This window comes from Thalassospira sp. ABL2_045, assembly GCF_056161285.1.
This window is the reverse complement of sequence record NZ_JBSWYV010000001.1, coordinates 463,145-485,671: the sequence shown is the minus strand read 5'-3', so window position 1 is coordinate 485,671 and position 22,527 is coordinate 463,145. Positions and strand designations below refer to the sequence as shown.

The 22,527-nt window shown below is 55.5% G+C and carries 20 protein-coding genes; 10 read left to right on the top strand and 10 right to left on the bottom strand.

The features are described from left to right. Window positions 1-24 precede the first annotated feature (24 nt). Together ACXAIA_RS02275 and ACXAIA_RS02270 are read right to left on the bottom strand one after the other, a co-directional pair. The gene (locus ACXAIA_RS02275) at window positions 25-1,341 is read right to left on the bottom strand and encodes an aspartate aminotransferase family protein (RefSeq protein ID WP_475347914.1); all 1,317 of its coding nucleotides are present in this window, start codon (window positions 1,339-1,341) and stop codon (window positions 25-27) included. A 31-nt stretch (window positions 1,342-1,372) separates the two neighbouring features. Next, on the bottom strand, window positions 1,373-2,560 hold the full coding sequence (locus tag ACXAIA_RS02270; RefSeq protein WP_475347913.1) for an NAD(P)/FAD-dependent oxidoreductase: 1,188 nt from the start codon (window positions 2,558-2,560) through the stop codon (window positions 1,373-1,375). Between the two features lie 278 nt (window positions 2,561-2,838). Between ACXAIA_RS02270 and gcvA the strand changes: the two genes are divergently transcribed. Further along, window positions 2,839-3,771, top strand: a complete 933-nt coding sequence (gcvA, locus tag ACXAIA_RS02265) for a transcriptional regulator GcvA (RefSeq protein ID WP_475342897.1) — start codon at window positions 2,839-2,841, stop codon at window positions 3,769-3,771. Between the two features lie 13 nt (window positions 3,772-3,784). On the opposite strand, the gene ACXAIA_RS02260 is transcribed toward gcvA, so the two are convergent. The 8 genes from ACXAIA_RS02260 to ACXAIA_RS02225 form a co-directional block, all read right to left on the bottom strand. Next, the gene (locus tag ACXAIA_RS02260) at window positions 3,785-4,612 is read right to left on the bottom strand and encodes a heme ABC transporter ATP-binding protein (protein ID WP_475347912.1); all 828 of its coding nucleotides are present in this window, start codon (window positions 4,610-4,612) and stop codon (window positions 3,785-3,787) included. Then, window positions 4,609-5,685, bottom strand: a complete 1,077-nt coding sequence (locus ACXAIA_RS02255; RefSeq protein ID WP_475347911.1) for a FecCD family ABC transporter permease — start codon at window positions 5,683-5,685, stop codon at window positions 4,609-4,611. The genes ACXAIA_RS02260 and ACXAIA_RS02255 overlap by 4 nt, the downstream gene beginning before the upstream one ends. 5 nt (window positions 5,686-5,690) lie before the next feature. Further along, complete coding sequence (locus ACXAIA_RS02250) at window positions 5,691-6,548, bottom strand: heme/hemin ABC transporter substrate-binding protein (protein WP_475347910.1); 858 nt, start codon at window positions 6,546-6,548, stop codon at window positions 5,691-5,693. 7 nt (window positions 6,549-6,555) lie between these two features. Further along, complete coding sequence (locus ACXAIA_RS02245) at window positions 6,556-7,629, bottom strand: hemin-degrading factor (protein WP_475347909.1); 1,074 nt, start codon at window positions 7,627-7,629, stop codon at window positions 6,556-6,558. A 60-nt stretch (window positions 7,630-7,689) separates the two neighbouring features. After that, window positions 7,690-9,741 carry a TonB-dependent hemoglobin/transferrin/lactoferrin family receptor gene (locus tag ACXAIA_RS02240; RefSeq protein WP_475347908.1) on the bottom strand — a complete coding sequence of 684 codons (2,052 nt, stop codon included), beginning with the start codon at window positions 9,739-9,741 and terminating at the stop codon, window positions 7,690-7,692. Window positions 9,742-9,862: 121 nt separating this feature from the next. Next, complete coding sequence (gene hemP / locus ACXAIA_RS02235) at window positions 9,863-10,030, bottom strand: hemin uptake protein HemP (protein WP_475342903.1); 168 nt, start codon at window positions 10,028-10,030, stop codon at window positions 9,863-9,865. A gap of 194 nt (window positions 10,031-10,224) precedes the next feature. Then, window positions 10,225-11,481: a CynX/NimT family MFS transporter gene (locus ACXAIA_RS02230; protein ID WP_475347907.1), complete on the bottom strand. Its 1,257-nt coding sequence runs from the start codon at window positions 11,479-11,481 to the stop codon at window positions 10,225-10,227. A gap of 79 nt (window positions 11,482-11,560) precedes the next feature. Continuing rightward, a complete protein-coding gene (locus ACXAIA_RS02225; protein WP_475347906.1) occupies window positions 11,561-12,196 on the bottom strand; it encodes a LysE family translocator in 636 nt (211 codons plus the stop codon). Between the two features lie 160 nt (window positions 12,197-12,356). Between ACXAIA_RS02225 and iadA the strand changes: the two genes are divergently transcribed. The 9 genes from iadA (at window position 12,357) to ACXAIA_RS02180 (ending at window position 22,524) form a co-directional block, all read left to right on the top strand. Continuing rightward, window positions 12,357-13,526: a beta-aspartyl-peptidase gene (gene iadA / locus ACXAIA_RS02220; RefSeq protein WP_475347905.1), complete on the top strand. Its 1,170-nt coding sequence runs from the start codon at window positions 12,357-12,359 to the stop codon at window positions 13,524-13,526. Window positions 13,527-13,730: 204 nt separating this feature from the next. Next, window positions 13,731-13,964 (top strand): hypothetical protein, encoded by a 234-nt coding sequence (locus tag ACXAIA_RS02215; protein WP_475347904.1) that lies wholly within the window; start codon window positions 13,731-13,733, stop codon window positions 13,962-13,964. A 380-nt stretch (window positions 13,965-14,344) separates the two neighbouring features. After that, window positions 14,345-14,641 carry an SCP2 sterol-binding domain-containing protein gene (locus tag ACXAIA_RS02210; RefSeq protein WP_475342908.1) on the top strand — a complete coding sequence of 99 codons (297 nt, stop codon included), beginning with the start codon at window positions 14,345-14,347 and terminating at the stop codon, window positions 14,639-14,641. Between the two features lie 33 nt (window positions 14,642-14,674). Then, window positions 14,675-15,343 carry a DUF6134 family protein gene (locus ACXAIA_RS02205; protein ID WP_475347903.1) on the top strand — a complete coding sequence of 223 codons (669 nt, stop codon included), beginning with the start codon at window positions 14,675-14,677 and terminating at the stop codon, window positions 15,341-15,343. A 55-nt stretch (window positions 15,344-15,398) separates the two neighbouring features. After that, the gene (locus ACXAIA_RS02200; RefSeq protein WP_475347902.1) at window positions 15,399-16,709 is read left to right on the top strand and encodes an OmpP1/FadL family transporter; all 1,311 of its coding nucleotides are present in this window, start codon (window positions 15,399-15,401) and stop codon (window positions 16,707-16,709) included. Window positions 16,710-16,805: 96 nt separating this feature from the next. After that, window positions 16,806-18,497 carry a long-chain-fatty-acid--CoA ligase gene (locus ACXAIA_RS02195; RefSeq protein WP_475347901.1) on the top strand — a complete coding sequence of 564 codons (1,692 nt, stop codon included), beginning with the start codon at window positions 16,806-16,808 and terminating at the stop codon, window positions 18,495-18,497. Between the two features lie 104 nt (window positions 18,498-18,601). Beyond that, entirely contained in the window at window positions 18,602-19,006 is a 405-nt protein-coding gene (locus ACXAIA_RS02190; protein ID WP_475342912.1) for a MerR family transcriptional regulator, read from the top strand. Window positions 19,007-19,051: 45 nt separating this feature from the next. Continuing rightward, the gene (locus ACXAIA_RS02185; protein WP_475347900.1) at window positions 19,052-20,188 is read left to right on the top strand and encodes a thiolase family protein; all 1,137 of its coding nucleotides are present in this window, start codon (window positions 19,052-19,054) and stop codon (window positions 20,186-20,188) included. Further along, on the top strand, window positions 20,188-22,524 hold the full coding sequence (locus ACXAIA_RS02180) for a 3-hydroxyacyl-CoA dehydrogenase/enoyl-CoA hydratase family protein (RefSeq protein WP_475347899.1): 2,337 nt from the start codon (window positions 20,188-20,190) through the stop codon (window positions 22,522-22,524). The genes ACXAIA_RS02185 and ACXAIA_RS02180 overlap by 1 nt, the downstream gene beginning before the upstream one ends. Window positions 22,525-22,527: the final 3 nt, after the last annotated feature.

The following is a 22,527-nucleotide window of genomic DNA, read 5'->3' as shown; positions in this document are numbered from 1 at the left end:
ATCACCGGCAAATTCGATCTCTGTTCAATCCTTGATGTCAGCTACTTTGGGCAGCAGCTTGGCGATGATGGCAAAGGCCTCATCAACCTGATCAAACGGAATGGTCAAAGGTGCCAGCAGGCGCACCACATTGGCGTGCTCACCACTTGGCATTAACAATAGCCCGTTGTCCCGGGCCAGTTGCAACAAGGTTTGCAGACGTTTGGGTGACGGTTTGCCGTCATCTGCAATCAACTCAAAAGCCCGCATCGCGCCGATCCCGCGCATATTGCCGATCACATGCCCACCGGGCAGATCGCGCAACCATGCAATGTGGGTCGCGTATTTTTCACCAAGCTGTTTGGCGCGCGCCGGAAGCTTGTCGGCTTCCAGAACCTCAAACACACCTGTTGCCGCCGCGCAGGCCACCGGGTTGCCCGAATAGGTACCGCCAAGCCCGCCCGGGGCCAGCGCATTCATGACATCCTCGGCACCGGTGATGGCTGCCAGCGGGAACCCCCCGCCAATGCCCTTGCCCATAACAAGGATATCGGGCGACACCCCGGCATGCTCAATGGCAAACATCTTGCCGGTTCGGGCAAATCCCGACTGGATTTCATCAGCAATCAGAACCATGCCGTTTTCATCACACAGGCGACGCAGGGCTATCAGGAATTCACCATCGGCGGCCCGAAAACCGCCTTCGCCCTGCACCGGTTCAATCACCACAGCCCCCACCGATGCCGGATCTGCGGAAACGGCAAACAGCTTGGCGATGGCAGCCATCGCATCATCAACCGATACACCCGTTTCCGGGCAAGGATATGGCAGATGCCAAACCGGTCCCGGCAACGGACCAAGCCCGGTCTTATAGGGTTTGGTTTTGCCCGTCAGTGCCAAGGTGGCAAGGGTTCGACCATGAAAGCCGCCCTCAAACGCAATCACGCCGGTGCGGCCGGTAAAGGCGCGCGCAAGCTTCAGCGCATTTTCCATCGCCTCTGCCCCGGAATTGGTCAGCATGGATTTTGCCGGGCCTTCAATCGGGCAGTTTGCCGCCAGCCATTCGGTCACCGCGACATAAGGTTCATGTGGCAGCGCGTTATAGCAGCTGTGGGTAAAGCGTTCACACTGGGTGGCAACGCGGTCCATCACAACCGGGTTGCGATGCCCGACATTCAAAACACCGATCCCGCCAATGAAATCGATATAGCGTTTGCCTTCGACATCCCAGGCCTCGGCATTCAGGGCGCGGTCCAGATAGACCGGGTGCACATTGCGTACGCCAGCCGACACCGCACTGCTGGCGCGATCGCGCATCTGCGTGCTGTCCTGGGCCGGTTTGGTGTTTTCGTCACGGGGCATGTGGGGCTGCTCCGACCTTTTTGTTGATGAATTAGATAACGTTCAGTTCAAGCACCGGCGCGTGATAGCGAATGCGTTCATAGCCAAACACCGACAGGTCCAGTGTTTCATAGCCGCCTGTCGTGATCAGCTCGGCAATGCCACGACCGACCGCCGGACTTTGTTGCAGGCCATGGCCCGAGAACCCGTTGGCGAAGATGAAGTTTTTAACATCCGTGTGACGGCCCAGAATCGCGTTCTGATCAAGCAGGTTATAGGAATAATGACCCGCCCAGGCATTAACGACCTTGATGGCTTCGAACCGCTCACAACGTTCATACAGGCCGGGCCAGATGATTTCGTCAAACAGGCTATGATCGACATCGAAATCCCAGCATTCCGGATCGCGATCCTTGGGCGGGGCAATGCCGGTGATGAAAAACTCACCTTCCGGGCGGACATAAAGACCACTTGGGTCAATCAGCATCGGGCAGGACGCGTTGATGTCTTCGGCGTCCCGACAATTAAAGACAAAGATGCAGCGTTTGCGCGGCTCAACCGGGATTTCAAGGCCCGCCATCCGGGCGACCTTTGATCCACCGGTGCCCGCGGCATTCACAAGCTGGCCACAGCCGAAACGACGACCGTCTTTCAGAACCACGCCCGTGACCTGATCACCATCGCGCAGGACTTCGACCACTTCGCCGTCAATGTAATCGGCACCGCGACGGCGCGCCTGTTTGCGGAATGACTGCATCAGGGAATAGGCATCAAACCAGCCCTCCCCGCTGCGGCCCCAGCAACCGGCTGCCAGATCGGATGTGTTCATCCACGGGTATTTCGCAGCCAAATCATCGGGTTCCATCCAGACGATGTCACCGCCAAATTCGGTTTGCGTCGCATGGTTCTGACGCAGGATATCGCGGCCCTGATCAGTTGCGAGAATGAGATAGCCCTTTTCATGCAGGGCAATGTCGACGTCCGGATCAAGATCGCGTTTCAGGTTGTGCAGGAACTGAATGCCATAGGCCGACATTTCGATATTGATCGGGGTCGAGAATTGCTGGCGGATCGACGCGGCTGAAAGGGCAGTCGAACAGAACTCATAGGTCGAGTCCTTTTCAATCACCAGAACCCGGCCCTTGAAATCATCGCGGCCTGTCAGATGCCATGCGATGGAACTACCAACAACCGCACCACCGACGATGATCACATCATAATTTTCGTCAACAGAACCCATTCTTGCCTTCTACCCGATGCAATTTGTTGTCGTCCGGCCCTTGATGGTCCGGTGTTTTGCACGATTGCGCCAGATACCGTTACTGAATGAATGGGGAGCTATCCTTCCAAAACATTCCAAAGTAACAGTATTCCAGCGCGGCTGGCTTTCGGCCCAAACGCTTCACGGGGTGGCGCGAGGGGGCGTAGAACCAGTTAAAATCCTATGTCTTGGATGAAAAGCAAACAAACGATATATTCGCACCATATCATTCCTTTTTGTTATGAACTGGTTTTGCCATGCGCCGCGTCCTACCATCCCTTACCGCCCTGCAATTCTTTGAAAGTTCGGCCCGCCATCTGTCCTTTACCCGGGCGGCCGAGGAACTCAATGTCACACAAAGCGCGATCAGCCGGCAGATCCGTGCGCTTGAGGAATATCTCGGACGTGATCTTTTTCGCCGCGTGAAGAAACGCCTGAAATTGACCGCCGCCGGTGAAGCTTATGCCGCCCAGGTGCGCGATCTTCTGGATCGGGCAGAAGCCGCCACCTTGCAGGTCATGGCCTATTCCGATGCGGGCGGGATGCTCAATGTCGGAACGCTACCGACCTTTGGCGCCCGCTGGCTCGTGCCGCGCCTTGGTGATTTCAAGGCGACCTGGCCTGATATTCAGCTCAATCTCATTACCCAGACACGGGAATTCAATTTCGACCGTGAGGGTATTGATATCGCCATTCACTTTGGCGAAGACAACTTGCCCGGCTGTGTGACGCATCGTTTGATGGGGGAAACCCTGATTGCGGTTTGTGCGCCCAAGCTGCTTAAGGAAAATGACGACCTGCCGATTGCCCGCGAACGGGTGCGCAACTGTACCCTATTACAGCATTCCACCCGCCCGCGCGCCTGGCAGGATTGGCTGGCGGCGACGGGCGTTGGCGTGGTCGATGAACTGGCCGGCCCCCGGTTCGAGCATTTCCACATGGTCATTCAGGCCGCTGTGGCGGGGCTTGGGCTGGCGCTTTTGCCGGAATTTCTGGTGCGCGAAGAACTTGAAAGCGGGCGTCTGGTGGCACCGTTTGATGTCGCGATTCCCAATCAGCACGCCTATTACGTTGTGTATCCCAAAGAAAAGGAAAACAACTTTGCGGTCCGCGCGTTTCGCGACTGGCTGATTGCCACGTGCCGGACCGAACAGGATGGTCGCACCATCCCGTCCGGCACAGCCGCCTGATATCGGGGGGATATCAGGCTGACTGACTAACCAGCACCACACCGCCGGCCGGGTCATTGATGGCCCGGATCGGGCTTTTGAACACCGATGACAACAAGTCTGGTGTCATGACATCTGGTACCGATCCCTTGGCAACGACTTCACCGGAACTCAGAACGGCAACCTGATCGGCATAGGTCAGGACCTGATTGAAATCATGCAGGATCATCAGAACCCCGACACCGCATTCCTTTGCCTCCCGCCGGGCAAGGTCCAAAACCGCATGTTGATGGGACACATCCAGACCGGCGGTCGGTTCATCAAGCAGAAGAAAACGCGCAGCAGATTCGGCGCCCTCGCTGCTTGTTGCGCTGTTCTGACTGGCATCCTTCATGCCCCAAAGCTGCACCAGCGCACGTGCCAGGTGCACACGCTGCTTCTCCCCACCTGACAGGGCCGGATAGGCCCGATCTGCAAGATGGGTGATATCGGCAAGCTCTATCGCACGGCGCACCTGTTTCTGATCAAACTGGCGGGTGGACACCTTGCGATAGGGCGCACGACCCAGTGCGACAACATCAAACACGGTGAATGGGAAAGTCATCGAGGCGGCCTGCGGCATCACCGCGCGTTCCTGCGCCAAATCAAGCGCCGAAATGCTCGAAAGAGGGCGGCCATTCTGGAAAACCTTGCCGCCACTTGGCGCAAGTTCACCTGCCAGAACCTTCAGCAAGGTGGACTTTCCCGCCCCGTTCGGCCCAAGGATGGCCAGAACCTCGCCCGGCTCAACGGTGATTGACACATCACGCAGCAGGTAACGCCCACGCGCCTTGAAATCTGCCTTATGCGCCATCAGGGTCATAGGCGGCGCCTTTTCTTCTCAACGATCAACAATCCCAGGAAAAACGGTCCACCAACAATGCCGGTGACAAGCCCGATGGGCAGTTCGGCCGGAAGCACAATGATGCGTGCCACCGCGTCAGCCGCCGTCAGAATGATCGCCCCGCCCATGGTCGATGCGGGCAGGACATACCGGTTATCAGGCCCCGTCGCCAGCCGCACCAGATGCGGGGCCACCAGCCCGACAAACCCGATAATGCCCGAAACCGCCACCGCTGCGCCAACCACGAGCGCGGTAACAACAGTGGCGCGACGTTTAAGATCCTCGACCTCAACCCCCAGATGGCGCGCCTCGGCCTCGCCCAGCAAAAACAGATTAAGCGGCGTACCCAGCCGGATCAGATAGGCAATGCCCAATACCATCACGATCAGGGCTGGCATATCGGTCGGACCATTACCCGAAAGTGCCCCCATCTGCCAAAAGGTCAGGCTGCGCAACTGGGCATCATCGGCCATATAGGTAAAGACACCAACCCCGGCAAAGGCGATGGCATTGATCGCAACACCGATCAGCAACATGATCGCCGCATCGGTGCGCCCATCCTGACGTGACAGGATACTGATCACGACCGTTGCCAGAACCGCCCCGCCAAAGGCCGCAACCGGAACACCGTAAGGTCCAATGATCGCGTAATAGCTGCCCAGTATCAGGTGGCCTGCAACAATCATACTCACCGCCCCGAAGGCCGCACTGGCCGAAACACCAATGATTCCCGGATCGGCAATCGGATTGCGAAACAGGCTTTGCATCACCGCCCCGGCAAGGCCCAGACCGCCCCCGATGATGATTGCGCGCAGGATCCTTGGCAGGCGCAGGCTATCAAGAATGCGGGCATCAAATGCATCAATGCCACCCTCGGCAACGCCGACACGCTGTGCCAAATGGACAAACACATCACCAACAGAAATCTCCACCCCACCCATGCCAAGTGACATCACGGTGGCGACACATAGCCCGATCATCAAAAGCACCAGAAACAGCCCCGATCGATTGACCGGCAGCTGCGTCTGCAGTGCGGCGACCCTTTGCTTCACCGTGATCACGCCCCCTGTTCGATGCTGTGAAGATGGGCCGCAAGATCGCGAATTTCCTTGGCGGATGCCGGACCAAAACCAAGAATGGTTGAGGCCGAAATGGCAAGAACCCGACCGTTCGCCACCGCCTTGTTCAGGCCAAGGATCGGATGGGCCTGAAGCCCCTCAAGCCCGTCCAACTGATCAAGGGTCGACTGGGTGACCAGCACATAATCCGATGCATCCGATGCAATCACCTCGGGCGAGACGGGTTTGAACCCATCAAAGCCCGCCATACTGTTGGCCCCGCCGATCATAGTGATGATTTCATCTGCCGTGGTTTCCTGCCCAGCCGACATCGGCTTGCCGTGACCAACCGCCATCAGAAACACGATGCTTGGCCGATCCGTGCCATCATCGCCCTTTAGTTCGGCAAGATCGGCTTCTACCCGATCAGAAAGCGCCTGCGCTGCATCCGTGCGCCCCAAAGCATCGCCCACCTGCGCAATGGCACCCGGAAGATTTTCCATCTTTGCCAAGGACGGCAGGATGACAATCGGAATACCCAGATCAGTCAGTTCAGAAAGCACAACATCCGGGCCTGATTTCTCAACCGCGACAATCAAGTCCGGTTTCAGGCCAATGATGCCCTCGGCCGCCAGATGGCGCATATAGCCAACCTTTGGCAGGCTTGGCACCGGCTCGGGGCGCGTACTTGTGGTATCGGTCGCAATCACGCGATCGCCAGCGCCAAGGGCAAAGACGATCTCGGTCGCGGGCGCCCCGACAGTGATGACACGCTGGGGCGTTTCATCGGCGAAGGCAGGCATACAAAGGCCGACAAAGCCGATGATCGCGAAAATAAATCCGGTGAAATGACGCATCGATTGGTTACTCCGCCACAGCTGCCACATTGTTCTCCAGACGCGGCAGGCTTTCGGCCAGTTTCTGCCAGTCGGGATTTTCCGGATCCTTGCGTTTGCGCTCCCCACAGAAGATCGCGAAATTGTTCAGATCGGCGTCATAAAGCTCAACTGTGGTGACAACGCCTTCGCGGATCGGTTTGCGCACAATCCATGCTTCGAAAATCTGATCCATGCGCAAATGCAGGGTGAATGTCGGATCCATGATGTTGATCCAGTCCCCCATTTCGCGAATGGTCTTGATCGGACCGGTATGGATCTGAATGGCACCGCTGTTGCCAACAAAGACCATGATCGAAATGCCGCTTTCCGAGGCCTTTTCAAGCAGGGTTTTCAGCGCGTCGCGACTTAACCGTTCGGCAAATTCGTGCCCCGCCAGACGCATGCCTTGCTGTCGGCCAACATTAAAGTCCTTGAGCATCCCGTGATACTGATGGACGTCCGTCATGCGGCGCCAGTGGGCCCGCAGGTTTTCAACATCGACATCCTGATCCGGAAGTGTGACGGCCTTTGGCAAGGGCGGCAGGACCTCGATGCCCGGCGACTGGTTGTCCGCCTTGAAATCACTGATCAACTGGTCATAGGCGGTCTCACTGGACTGCCCGGTCAGGAAAATCTTGTGAACGGCGCGCCCGTCATGATCGAAGATCTGGAGGCTGCGGCGGCGCCCAGCACGCGGATTGTTGGTTTCAACCGCAAACGCATGCCCCCAATGACCAAGGAACAGGCGCAAATCAACATCGTGATTAAGCACCAGGCCCATCTCACCATTGATGCTGACCTTGCCGAACGTTCCGATCTTTTCATGCACAACACTTGGATTGCGCGTCAGGATCTTGACCTGGCCCAGTTCTTCCAGCCGGGGAACGAAATCACCCCAATCGGCATCAAGACGCACGACGTTGGTGCCGATGCCTGCTGCAACCAGCTCACCTTCGCTTAGGTCCAGCTCGGCTGCGATATCGACGGCATATCCCTTGGCCTCACCTGCGGCAAAGGCCGCCCAGGCTTCGGCAGCATTCTTGAAATTGTTTTCACTCATGGCGTTTGTACCTCCTGCAAGATCAGACGAAGCAGAAGCTGCTTCGTCTGATTCTTTGGCTTAGAATTTCATGCTTGCGGAAATTTTGAAGTTGCGACCCGGCTCGTAAATGATCGCATCACTGGTGCGGTAGGTCTGATCGAGCAGGTTGTCGATACCTGCATTGACCTGCAGGCCGTCGACATAATTGCTGGCATCCCAACGCGCGAAGAGATCAAGACGGGTATAGCCACCGCGATCTGCGGTATCGTCGGGCATACGGTCCTGCTTGGCGACCATGGTTGCACGACCACCGAGCTCAAGCCCGTAATCCATCAGGCGATAACCGCCCGAAAGGCTCAGCTTGTCACCCTGAATGTTGGACAGGTTTTCACCGGTCTCGCTGTTTTCACCACGCAGTATGGATGTTGCTAACCCGGCAAAGACCACACCAGTGTCGTAATTGATGTCTGCCTCAAAACCCTTGATTTCGGCTTCCGGCAGGTTACTGCTGGTCGTTGTACCGCCGGGTCCGCCGCCACCCTCAACAGACTGCTCAATATAGTCAGTAATTTCATTGCGGAAGACAGCAACCTTTGCACGCAGGCTATCACGGTTGGTAAAGAGTTGATCTGCCTTGAAATTGGTCCCGAATTCCCAGGTTTGTGCCTTTTCGGCCTCAAGGTTGGGGTTTGGTACAAAGTTATTCAGGCCAAAGTGCACACCATCATTATAAAGCTGGCTAAGCGACGGAGCGTTGAAAGCTTCCGCGTAGCTAACATATGGCTGCAACCAGTTTGTCACTCGGTAACTCGCAGAGAAACGCGGAGACAGTGCAGAGTCAGTCCTGCTATTGCCCGAGCTTGATGACAAATCAAAACTGTCATAGCGAACACCGGCAGTAAGCTGCAGCGCATCCGTCAGATCAAACTGGTTGTCCAGATAAACACCTGAAATCAGCATCTCTGCATCTGGGTAGAATCCTGTTGTCGGTTCCCCGTTGCGGCGCCCTTCCTGACTGTCTTCAAACACTTCGCCGCCCAGCGTTACCGCAAGGTTCGTCGAACCAAGTTCAAAGCGTGAAGTATTGCTGCCTTCTGCACCAAGGGTGACAAGGTCACGCTCGTCCAGCCGTGTTTCGCTTAAAGCACTTTCGCGCAAATTTGTATGAGTGCCATACAGATTGACCTTGGCATCAACCAGATCATTGCCAGCAGAATAGTAATCATAACCTAGAACACCAGCGGTTTGACGTGTCTTGCGTTTGACGATCACCGTATTGGAGCCGATGGCACTATCCGGCGATGCCGGTATCACGTGGTGATCCGCATAGCGTTGCAACGACAAATGCAAATTACCGGTTTCACCTACATCAATGGATCCCTTGAATAAACCGTTGATGTAATTGTCATCGGTATATTCTTCTTTCAGGCCGTCACCAGTTTCATAGTTGCCACTGTTCTTGTGTGACACCGATACAAGAACATCTGATCCGTTTGTCGGCTTGGCATAGGCCATGGAATTAAGCGTCACTGCACTATCAACCGACGCATAACCCGATTTAACACGTCCCCCGACACGTTCCCCATCTTCCAGCATGTCCTCGGCCGTCACGGTTTCAAGTGCCAGCACCCCGCCAAGAGCACCGGTACCCTGCATGGTCGATGCCGGACCACGGAAAACCTCCACCTGCTTTAGAACCTCGGGGTCAAGGAAAAGCCCGCCTTTGTGGCCAGAATTGAAATTAGAACGCGCACCATCCACGCGGATCACAACACGGTCATCGGTCAAACCGCGAATGGTCGGCATCTGAACTGTGCTGCGCGGCCCCCCGGATGTATCCACACCCGGCAGGCTACGCAGGATATCTCCAAGATTTTCAGGTTGATAACGATCAAGCTCTTCGTCATCCACAATGGAGATAGATGCGGGCGCATCAATTGCCGTGGTTTCGACTTTGCTTGCTGTCACAGTGATAGCGTCAAGAACAACAGCCGTTTCGAGCACGTTTGTTTCGGTGACTTCGGCACCGTTTTCAGGTTGTGATGCCCCTTCCTGGGCATGTGCAACAGGACCAAGTGCGAGTGTGGAAACTGTCGCCAGAAGAAGGCGCACAGAAGTGGTTCGAGCCATGATGATTCCCCTGTAAGGCAGCTTTAGCTTTGTACCGATTTCGGCTGGCTGGCTGGCTTGTGCAGGGCACTGGCGCGCTGGCTGGCAAACGGATTGTTTGATTGGACAGGCGTTTAAACGCCTATTTGGTCAGGATCAGTTTGTTATTCGATGTCAGGCGCAATCTGTATTCTTCTCCCTGATGGACAATGATGATTTCGCGATCATCACCCATCAGATCTTGCACTTGCATCTGCTTCACTGTTTCGGACTTTCCTGCATGCCCCTTGTCTTCTGCGATGTCGGGCATCGCAAACTCCTTGCTGAATGAAATGTTATTAATAATGATTTGCGGCTCTATAGGGTTGTTGCGAATGCAAGTCAAGTTCATTTCGGAACTTGCGCAGGTTATGGTGATCAAGTTCACCCAACGAAAAAGGCACCCTGTGGTTATCGGGGTGCCTTTAGAAGTGTTTCAAGATATTGAATTCTCGACGATTTTTCCTAATCTGCGCCAATCTTTTTGGAGGATCCGGCGCGCATTGCCGCACAAAGCTGCACCGCGACCACGACAAACAGGAAGTAAAGTGCAACCTGCCAGTCGCCCAGAAGGTCATGCAGCGCCCCGAACAAAACCGGGCCGATGGCGGCAAACAGATAACCTACCGATTGCGCCATGCCCGACAAACGGGCGGAGGTCTGCGGATCGGCCCCGCGCATGCCAACAAGGGTCAGGGCAATGCTGATCATGCTGCCCTGTCCAAGCCCCATGCATACCGCCCAGACATAGGGCAGTTCGGTGGTGGCAAAGACAAAGCCCGGAATGGCGATGATCAACGGAATATGCAACACCAGCATCGCCAGTTTCTTGTTAGCGATTTTCGAATAGATCAGGGGCGCACCAAAGGCTGCCGGAATGCCAAACACATTAAACAGGGTGAGCAAGGTGGCGGCTTCGGCCTCGGAAATGCCGTGGTCGATGAAGACTTTGGCGACCCAGGCGGTGCCGGTATAGAACATCAGTGACTGGCACCCGAAAAACAGCGCCAGCCACCAGGCTTCAACATTATTCCAAAGCGAAATACGCGCAACCGGGGTGGGTGCCGCCCCGACATGGCGATAGCGCAGCATCGGCAGCCAACATACAAAGGCAATCGCGGCAAACACCGCCCAAACACCCAATGACCAGCGCCAATCGCCATCAGCTGCATTTCGGATCGGGATCGAAACAAATGCGGCAATCGTCGCACCGCTCGACATGGTAAAGGTATAAAGGGCGGTCACCAGCGCCACATGGGTCGGGAAACTGCGCCGAACGAGTGACGGGGTCAGTACGTTCAAAACCGCAATCGCCGCACCCAGAATGATGGTGCCGACCACCATGATGTCATAGGCTCCACTGGCGCGAAGCCCCTGCCCGATGGCAATGAACAGCAACATGGTCAAAAGTGTCGCTTCAAGACCGAATTTCTGTCCCAGACGCGGGGCAAACATCGACAGTACGCCGAAGCTCAGCACCGGGAGCGTCGTCAACAAACCGAGCTGCGTTCCCGACAAAGACAGGTCGGTGCCAATGATTTCCGCCAGCGGTCCCAGCCCGACAATGCTGCCGCGCATATTGGCGGCCAGAAGCAGGATCGCGAGGAGAAAGCCGATATGCGCCCCCAGATGATGGAAGCCACGCCCGGCATCCGTCGCGGTACCTTTTTCCGCTGATGCTGCGTCGGCGGTGGTCATTTTCGGGGCGGTCTTTTCAGTCATCAGGATGATCCGTGTTATGTCGCGATGGTGGTGGCGCGATCAGAATATCGGGGCTTCTCAAATTCAGAAATCGCGCGGGCTAAAGCGTAACAACAACACCCCACAATACGCGCAAGGCAATCAGGACGAACAGAACTGCAATGATGCGTTCAATCCAGGCTGCACGATCACGCAACCACGGCAAAACGGCCCCGTGCGAGAGACCGACAGCGACAAGGCAATACCATGCCCCGTCAATCGCCGCTGCGGTAAAGGCCAACAGGAACTTACTAGCCCATTCGAATTCGGGGGATACAAACTGGCTGAAAAGGGCGAGGAAAAACAGCGCAATCTTGGGATTGAGAAACGCGATCATAAACCCGTCGCGTGCGGCCTGCAGGACTGATCCTGATACCTTTCCGGTTTCATCAACATCAAACTTCGCACCTGCCTTGGCTCCGCGCCACTCCTTGATCGCAAGCCAGATCAGATAAAGCGCACCAAGAATACTAACCGCATTGTGAAAGACCGGCACGGTTTGAAACAGAATGCCAAGCCCGGTCATGGTGATGACGGCATAAAAGCCGATCCCAAGCGCATGCGCCCAGGCACAGGCAAAGCCTGCCTGGCGCGAATGACCGACGGAGTAGCGCAACACAACAGCCAGGCTGGGGCCCGGTGTCATTGCGCCAAGAACACAAATGGTTGCAACCGACAACCAGGCGGCGAAGCTCATGACGTTTCCTTTGGGTGACGCAGGTTTATTTCCCGCTCGGTTTTATCGAAAGCTATCTGCTTGCCAGAACCGTTTCAACGGAAATGAACTATCGTTATGATGCGCATCCGCACCATCCCGCCACCTGAAAGCTGCTTTTCGTAAAATACGGTTTTAAAACATGTTTCTGCTTCTCAAGAATGCCAACGTCTTCGCCCCGACCCCGCTTGGCATCAATGATATCCTGGTCTGCGACGAGAAAATCGTCGCCATTGCCCCGGATCTGGTTGTTTCGGTTCCCGCTGATATCAAAACCATCGACCTTGGCGGCAATATGACCGTACCGGGCTTTATCGACGGGCATGTGCATCTAATTGGCGGTGGGGGCGAAGGCGGCTTTGCCACCCGCACACCCGAAGTCGCGGTTGGCAAACTGATTGAGGCTGGCATTACATCCGTTTGCGGCTTGCTCGGCACCGATGCCGCCACCCGCCACATCGCATCACTTTATGCCAAGACCAAAGCCCTTCGAACCGAAGGCATTTCGGCCTGGTTTTTCACCGGCGGCTATCGCGTGCCGTCCCCGACCCTGACGGGCAATATCGGCGATGACGTGACGTTTCTGGATGCCTGTATTGGCCTGAAAACCGCAATTTCCGATCATCGCAGCAGTCAAAGCACGGTCGATGAACTGGCCCGCATCGCATCCCAATCGCGCATTGGCGGCATGACATCGGGCAAGGCCGGGTCTGTCGTCGTGCATCTGGGGGACGGTGACAGGCATTTTGATCCGTTGCTTGCGGTGATTGACCAGACCGAGATCCCGATAAGCCAGTTCATCCCGACCCATGTAAACCGCAAGCGCGCCTTGCTTGATGCGGCAAAACTCTGGGCCAAGCGTGGTGGCAATATCGATTTCACCACCGGAATTGACGCCGAACCTGACCCCAAGGGCGCGGTCAAAACATCAACCAGCATTGCCGAATGCCTGGCGGATGGCGTCCCGCTTGATCGCATTTCCATGACATCGGATGGCAATGGGTCACTTCCGGACTTTGATGGCGATGGCAATATGATTGGGCTTTCGGTGGCCGGTTTTGAAACGGTGCCACGCGAATTTGCCAATATGATTGCCGTCGAAAAGCTTGATATTCCAACGGCACTGGCCCCGATCACGACGAACCCGGCCCGGATGCTGGGCCTTTCGGCACACAAAGGCCATATCAAGGTCGGATATGACGCCGATATCCTTGTTCTGGATGATGCTTTGGCCCCCGATAGCGTTATTGCCCGCGGAAAACCGGCCATGATTGCCAAGGAACGTCTCCTTCGCGGCACTTTTGAAGACTAAACCGGCTTGAAACACCCAAATACCACTCGAAAAAACGGCTTTTCGCGCTGGATAGCCGTGCGAGTTGCCTTTTTATCGACATAACTGCCCCAAACAGCCCCTATTATGGTCAAACTGCTTCCCGTTTTCTTGTCCATGCTCGTGTTCCTTAAAAAGGTCCTTGAATGACCAAGCAATGAGAGCAACCACGAAGGGATCCAAGAGATGCAAAAGACAGCCACAATTCTTGCCGTTGCCGGTGCGTTGGGACTGTCCGCCTGCAGTGGATTGAATGACCGAGACCAGAAAATGCTGAGCGGTGGCGCCATTGGTGCCGGTGTCGGCGCGGTTGGAACCGTGATCACCGGAGGCTGCGTAACCTGCGGCGCCGTGATTGGTGGTGCAGTTGGTACCGGTGCTGGTTACATCATGCATGAAAACGAGGAAGCCCGGAAATAAACCCGGATTCGGCCCGGGTTTTGTACACGCTTCCACGTTCAAGGTGGTTTTGATCAGAGCTCAATGACCCTGAATACGCTCAAATGACCGATTTCCCGAGGTTTCGACGTGATTGTCACAGCACGTACCAACCTGACGCCACCACCTCAGATTGTTCTGTCTTCGGTATTTCGGACAGACCATAAAACGTTAAATGCCCGGCACGCCCGGGCATTTTTTATGCCAATTTGGCACTGTTCAAAACATTGAACCTTTTAAAATTCAATGCCTTATTGGTTGTATGTTTTTCGCATTCGTTATTTGTTTTACGTTAACGTCACTTTGTATTACAGTCCTGACATAATCAAAACAAGAATACCAGCTGACTGAGGGAGGCGTTCGTGGATGACATCCTCGAAACCGTAAAAGAAAAACTGCCGCAACTCCGCGGCCTGAATGCTGTCGTCGCCTTTGATTGCGGCGATGACGGACAAATCGTTGTTGATGCCACCGGCGATGAACCGGAAATCAGCGATGATGACCTGTCTGATGCCGATTGCATTCTCAAGATCAAGAAAGCCAACCTCGAAAAACTGATCGCCGGAAAGCTTGATCCGATGCTTGCCTTCACCATGGGCAAACTGAAGATCAAGGGTTCGATGGGTGTGGCAGCCAAGCTGTCATCCATGCTCGACTAACTCTGTCGGGAAGATCCGTTTTATGGGGGAAACATGCGCAGTCGCATCAAAATTGGCAGCATATCGGCCCTGATTGCCGGATTTGCGATCCAGTTTGCCGCACCGTCCTTGGCGTTTGGGTCGGAGATACTGAACTTTCGCGTCCTCAAGGACGGGGAACCGATCGGCTATGAAAAGGTCGAAATCATCCCGACCACCACCGGCCAGACCGTCAAGGTTAAGACCCTGACGGATGTTCGGGTGCTGTTTTTAAAGTTCCACTACGACCACCAGCGCACCGAACAATGGCAGAACGGCGAGCTGGTCTCGGTCGAAACCACCACCAATGATGACGGCACACACTACACCTGGCAGGCAAGCTATGACGCTGATTGTTATGCGCTTTCTGGCAAGGGTGTCGGGAAACGTGATGCCTGTGACGGGGCCTGGCCACTGAGTTTGTGGCACGAGGACGTTACCGGCAAAGCCAACCTTTTAAGCGTCATCAATGCCGAACCCTATAACGTCGACACACACAGGGTCGGTAAAGAAACCGTCATGGTCGAAAGCCGGGAAACACCGGCAGTCCATTACGAAATGTCTGGCGATGTCGACCGGGATCTCTGGTACGGCACCGATGGAAAATTGCTCAAAACGAGCTTTAAAAGAAAAGGCTACGACATCGATTTTATCAGGGTCGATGCGATAGACCTTCAACAATAAAAGCGGGCGTTTTAAATCATAGATTTGAAACGTTATAAGATTAAGGGAGAAACAGATGTCCTACTTCAAAAAGGGCTGCCTTTGGGGGGCAGCTTCAGGTACTGCACTTCTGTGCGCACTTGCCAGCGTTGGCACCGCACACGCATCGGGCTTTCAGGTCCGCGAAACCAGCGGCACCCTGCAGGGCTCAAGCTTTGCCGGCATGACCACCCTGTCAACCGATGCATCCACCATGTCCTATAACCCAGGCACGGTTGGTCAATACAAGGAAACCAGCTATAGCGCGGGTATCACTGTCATTCGACCGGTTGCGAACGCAACCAATACAGTCGCAACCAACGGCTCACGAACGGTGATTGCTCAAACCGGTGGCGGCTACAAGGATATGGCTCAGGATGCTGCAGTGCCTAACGCACATGCCGTCTGGAAATTGAACGACCAGATCAACCTTGGTGTTTCGATTACAGCACCTTGGGGCCTTGTTACCGATAACGATTCCGACTTCGCAGGGCGTTTCTTTGGCACAACATCCAAAATCAAAACCGTAAATATCAAGCCCGTGGTCGCTTATCGCTTTGACAATGGCCTCAGCATCGGCGCTGGTCCGCAAGTTCAGCGGTTTGAAGCCGCCCTTAGCAAAGCAGTTCCGTCACTCGGCGGCGCAGTGGCAGAGGGCAACTCAACGGTTGAAGGCGACGATATCGGCTACGGCTGGACCGCCGGGATGAACTGGGAAATCACGAACACCACCCGTGTTGGTCTTTCCTATATTTCCGAGGTTGAACACAAACTCAAAGGCGACATCACCTTCGATAATGCCGCGAAGAGTTTGGCCACCCCATGGACGGATCGCAAGACAACGGCCAAGATCACCACGCCGGAATCCATTGCGTTTGGTCTTTCGCACGATCTTTCGGATCAATGGACCGTCATGGGTGACATGCAATGGACCAACTGGAATTCGGTTAGCGATCTTGTCTTTAACTATAGCGGTCTGATTAACAGCGCTTCGTCCACAACGGGCAGCACAACCGAAAATTATCAGTGGGGAACCTCGTGGTTTGGCGCCCTTGGTGCACGTTACCAACACGATGATAACTGGTCCTTCACCGGTGGTGTTGCCTATGACGAAACCCCGATCAAAACCCGTAACCGCAATGTGCGTCTGCCGGATTCTGATCGCTATTGGGTATCGCTTGGTGCGACATACAAAGCAGCTGACTGGGCGGATGTAACATTGGGCTACACCCACATTTTTGCCGATGAAGCACGGGTCGATCACGCCTCTTCGCTCGTTGGCAATTACTCTGCCGACTACGAAGCCAAGGTCGACATCATCGCGCTGCAGGCGAAATTCAAGTTTTGATCTGCTATACTGTCCGGTGCGGGGTGCTTAGTCGCGCCGCATCGGGCTCCCTTTTTTTGCCCGCAAAGTGACGTTAACGTAATGGAGTTAACGCAAGTGAACAAAGTAAACGTTCAAGAATCCCCGATCCTGCGCGACGGCGTTGATATTAGCTCACCGGTTAAAACGCGCCCCGTGCATGAAATCTTTGATACTGCGGCCGCCCGGTTCCCGCTGCGCCCGTGTCTGGATTTCCTCGGTCGGATTTATGATTACAAGACCATCGCGGAACAGATTGATCGTGCTGCAGAAGGCTTCAAACAGCTTGGCGTGCGCAAGGGTGACAAGGTCGGGCTGTGCCTGCCCAATACCCCCTATTACGTTGTCTGCTATTACGCGATCCTGAAATGCGGCGGTGTGGTTGTGAACTTCAACCCGCTCTATGCCAAGCGCGAGATCGCCTATCAGATCGAGGATTCCGGTTGTCGCCTGATGGTGACGCTGAACCTGAAACAGATCTATCCCAAGGTCGCGGCCTGTCTGGATGAGACCTGTCTGAAGCGGATTGTTGTGTGCGAAATGAGCAACATCCTGCCGCCGGTCAAAAGCGTTCTGTTTTCGCTGTTCAAGCGCAGCGAACTGGCCGATGTCCCGACCGATCTGCGCCATATCCCCTATTCACGGGTGATCGGATGCAAACCGATTGATCGCGTGATCGATATCGATGTCCATGATCTGGCGGTTCTGCAATATACCGGCGGCACGACCGGGCGGCCCAAGGGTGCCATGCTGACGCATGCCAATCTGAGTGCCAATGTTGATCAACTGACCCGCTGGATGCCTGACGCCAAGCCGGGACAGGAAGTCACCTTGTGTGTTTTGCCGTTCTTCCATGTCTTTGCCATGACGGTGGCACTCAACACATCGGTCAATCTGGGTGCGGAAATGGTGTTGCAGCCACGCTTTGAGCTCAGTTCCCTGATCAAGGCACTGGACAAGAAAAAGGCCACCATTTTCCCGGGTGTTCCAACGATCTATACAGCGATCAACAATTCGCCGGAAACGCTCAAATACGATCTGTCGCACATCCGATGCTGCATTTCGGGCGGCGCACCGCTGCCGGTCGAGGTCAAACACCGTTTTGAGGAAATCACCGGCTCCAAGGTCGTCGAAGGATACGGCCTGTCAGAAGCAAGCCCGGTTTGCACCTGTAACCCGCTTAAGGGTGAGAACAAGGAAGGCTCGATTGGCCGACCCTTGCCCGGTACCGAAATCGAAGTCCGATCCCTGGATCGTCCCGAAAACCCCATGCCGCTTGGCGAGAAGGGCGAGGTTTGCATTCGCGGCCCGCAAGTCATGCCCGGCTATTGGCAAAATGAAGCCGCCACCGAGGAGACCTTTGTCGATGGTTGGCTGCGCACCGGCGATGTCGGCTATCAGGATGAGGATGGCTACACATTTCTGGTCGATCGCCTCAAGGACGTGATCCTGTGCAGCGGTTACAACGTCTATCCACGCGCGATTGAGGAGGCACTTTATCTCCATGATCAGATCGCCGAAGTCACCTGCATCGGCGTGCCCGATCAATATCGCGGCCAGGCGCCCAAGGCATTTGTCCGCCTGAAAGACGGCGTGACCGATGTCACGGCCGAGGATCTGCGGGCATTCCTTGATGACAAGATCTCGAGAATCGAAATGCCGCGTGAAATCGAAATTCGTGAAGAACTTCCCAAAACCATGGTCGGCAAACTGTCGAAAAAGGAACTGGTCGAGGAAGAACGCCAAAAGAGAGAGGAAAATACGGTTTAGTTACAACGCGTTAGCGTCACGATACACACACTGAAAAAATCTAAGTAACGTTAACGTAAACTAATTGACGTATAGTGAAAAATCGATACCATAAGGGGCGAATAATGACCAAAATTGACGAACGGTTTTACACCGTTCCCGAACTGGCCGACGATCTTGGCATCACACCGCGCACCATCCGGTTTTATGAGCAAAAGGGGCTCCTGAACCCGCAGCGTGCCGGCACAACCCGGGTCTATACCCGACAGGATCGCGCCAAACTGCTCCTCATTTTGCGGGGCAAGCGACTGGGTTTCAGCCTGAAAGAGATCGCCGATTATCTCGATCTTTATGGCGCGGACCCCACCCAGGCAGAGCAGATAAAGATGCTTCTGGAACGCGTTCGGGAACGGATTTCTGATCTGGAAGAACAGCGTCAGGCACTGGACGTCACACTGGATGAACTGCGCGAAATCGAACAGCAATCGGTTGATGCGCTTGAAGAAAAAGGAATCGATCCGGCCCCGTAACAAAAACACCGGATCCGAGGAAAGCTCAGGAAGGAAGACAAAACCATGACCAACGCCGTAATTGCCGGATATGTCCGGTCACCCTTTACCCCGGCCCGCAAAGGGGCCCTTGCCAAGGTCCGTCCTGACGACCTTGCGGCACAGGTCGTCAAAGGTCTGGTCGAAAAGACCGGTATTGATCCCAACGCGATCGAGGATCTGATCCTTGGCTGCGCCTTCCCGGAGGGTGAGCAGGGCTTCAATGTCGCCCGTCTGATCACATTCCTTGCCGATCTGCCGCGCTCTGTCGCGGGTGTGACGGTCAACCGGTTCTGCGGTTCATCCATGCAGTCGATCCATCAGGCGGCTGGCGCAATTGCAATCGGCGCGGGTGATGTATTTATCTGTGCCGGTGTTGAAAGCATGACGCGGGTTCCGATGATGGGCTTTAACCCGCTGCCCAACCCGGAACTTTATAAAGCCATGCCCGAAGCCTATATGGGCATGGGCGATACAGCCGAAAATGTTGCCGCCAAATACAGCCTGACCCGTGCCGATCAGGAAGCCTTTGCGGTCGAAAGCCACAAACGTGCCGCAGCGGCACAGGCGGCTGGCAAGTTCGTCGATGAAATCATCCCGATCCAGACCAGAGGCGGCGTTGTGTCTGAGGATGGCTGCATTCGCGGCGAAACCACCGCCGAAGGCCTGGCCGATCTCAAACCCGCCTTCAAGGCAGATGGCGTTGTTACTGCAGGCACCTCATCACCGCTGACCGATGGGGCCTCGGCGGTTCTGGTGTGTTCCGAAGAATATGCCGCCAAGAACGGCCTGACCCCGATTGCACGCGTCAAATCGGTTGCGGTTGATGGCTGCCTGCCGGAAATCATGGGCATCGGCCCGATTGGCGCCTCGAAAAAGGCGCTGTCACGTGCAGGCCTGAGTTCAGCCGATATTGATGTGACCGAACTGAACGAAGCGTTTTCGTCACAGGCCATGGCAAGCATTTCCGATCTCGGTCTGGACGCGGCCAAGGTCAATATCGATGGCGGTGCACTGGCAATTGGCCACCCGCTGGGTGCGACCGGTGCGCGTATTGTTGGCAAGGCGGCCGCAATCCTCAAACGTGATGGCGGCAAATATGCGCTGGCATCCCAGTGCATTGGCGGGGGTCAGGGGATCGCGACCATTCTGGAGGCGATGTAATGCCCAAGGTAGCCAAAGACATCAAACAGGTCGCCGTCATTGGCGCCGGTGTTATGGGGGCGGGGATCGCTGCCCATATCGCCAACTCCGGGACGCCTGTCCTGCTGCTTGATATCGTGCCAGAGGGTGCGAAAAACCGTAATGCGGTTGCCGAGGGCGCGGTCGCCAAGATGCTGAAAACCGATCCGGCACCGTTCATGTCCAAACGGGTCGCCAAACTGATCACGTGCGGCAATATCGAGGATGACCTTGATAAGATCGCCAAATGTGACTGGGTGATTGAGGCCGTCATTGAACGCCTTGATATCAAGCAGAATCTCTATCGCAAGATTGATGCGGTGCGTGCCAAGGGATCGGTGGTGTCGTCAAACACATCGACCATTCCGCTCGCCACCCTGATTGACGGGATGGATGAGAGCTTCGCACAGGACTTCATCATTACCCACTTCTTCAACCCGCCGCGCTATATGCGTTTGCTGGAGCTGGTTGGATCGGGTGTTACCCGTGATGGTGTGATTGATACCGTTGCCGATTTTGCCGATCGCAAACTGGGCAAGACCTGTGTGACCTGCCATGACGAACCGGGCTTTATCGCCAACCGTCTGGGTGTCTACTGGATTCAGGCCGCCATGGTCGAGGCCATGGACCGCAAACTGACCGTCGAAGAAGCCGACAGCGTCATTGGCCGCCCGTTTGGCATTCCCAAAACCGGGGTATTCGGCCTGATGGATCTGGTTGGTCTTGATCTGATGCCCCATGTGCAATCAAGCATGGCCGGCCTTCTCGACAAATCCGATCCGTTCCACGCGATTTACCGCGAAAGCGATCTGGTCAGCAAACTGATTGCCGATGGCTATACCGGTCGTAAGGGCAAGGGTGGCTTTTACCGCCTGAACCGCGAAGGTGGTCAGAAGGTCAAAGAGTCGGTTGATCTGCAAACCGGTGAATTTGCCAAATCCGAAAAAGCCCGTCTGGGCAGTGTCCGGGCTGCTGGCAAAGACCCGCGCAAGATGATGGAAGCGTCTGACAAGGGTGGCCAGTATGGCCGCGCTGTCATGGGCAAGACCCTTGCCTATGCCGCCTTCATTGCCGAGGCCGCAGCCAACTCCATCGTCGATGTCGATGATGCGATGAAGCTGGGTTACGCTTGGAAAACCGGGCCGTTTGAGCTGATGGATGCCATCGGCGTTGATGCGCTGATTTCGATGCTTGAAGAAGACGGTGTTGAAGTCCCGGCCTTGCTGAAAAAGGCGGCTGGAAAGTCGTTCTACAAGATCGAGGATGGTGACCTTTACTATCTCGGCTTTGATGGCACCTACGCCAAGGTCACCCGCCCGGATGGCGTCATCCTGCTTGAAGACATCAAACGCAAATCCGAACGGGTTGCTGGCAACCGCGCTGCATCGCTTTGGGATATCGGCGATGGCGTTGCCTGCCTTGAATTCCATACCAAGATGAATGCCCTTGATTCCGATGTGCTTGGCGCAATCAAGACATCGATCCGGACTGTCAAAAAGCAGTTCAAGGCGATGGTGATTTATAACGAGGGCAGCAATTTCTCGGCAGGCGCAAACCTTGGCCTGGCCCTGTTTGCCGCCAATATCGCCGCCTGGCCAGAGATCGAAAACCTCGTTGAAACCGGTCAGGAAACTTACAAGGCGCTGAAATATTCGCCCTTCCCGGTCGTCGGTGCGCCGAGCGGCCTTGCCTTGGGTGGCGGGTGTGAAGTTCTGCTTCATTGCGATGCGGTTCAGGCACACGGCGAAACCTATATCGGGCTGGTTGAGCCCGGTGTCGGCCTGATCCCGGCCTGGGGCGGGTGTAAGGAAATGATCCGTCGCTGGTCGGAAAATCCGAAGTTTGTTAAAGGCCCGATGGCCCCGAGTGCGAAGGCGTTCGAGATCATCTCGGTCGCGACCGTTGCCAAATCGGCAATGGAGGCCAAGGAAAACCTGTTCTTCCGCGAGGGTGACGGCATCACCATGAACCGCAACCGTTTGCTGACTGATGCCAAGGAACGCGCGCTTTCCATGGTTGATGGCTACGAAGCACCCGAAGAATTCACCTATCGTCTGCCGGGCGAAGCCGCCCGGGTTGCCTTTGAAATGGCGGTCGATGGCTTCCACCGTTTGGGCAAGGCCACCGATTATGACCGCGTGGTTGCCGGTGAACTGGCCAAGGTTCTGGCCGGTGGTGACACCGACGTGACCGAGGAACTTTCCGAAGACGATATTCTTGAACTGGAACGCGAAGGCTTCATGCGTCTGGTCCGCAACGAAGGCACCATGGCCCGGGTCGAGCATATGCTGCTGACCGGCAAGCCGTTGCGCAACTGACCG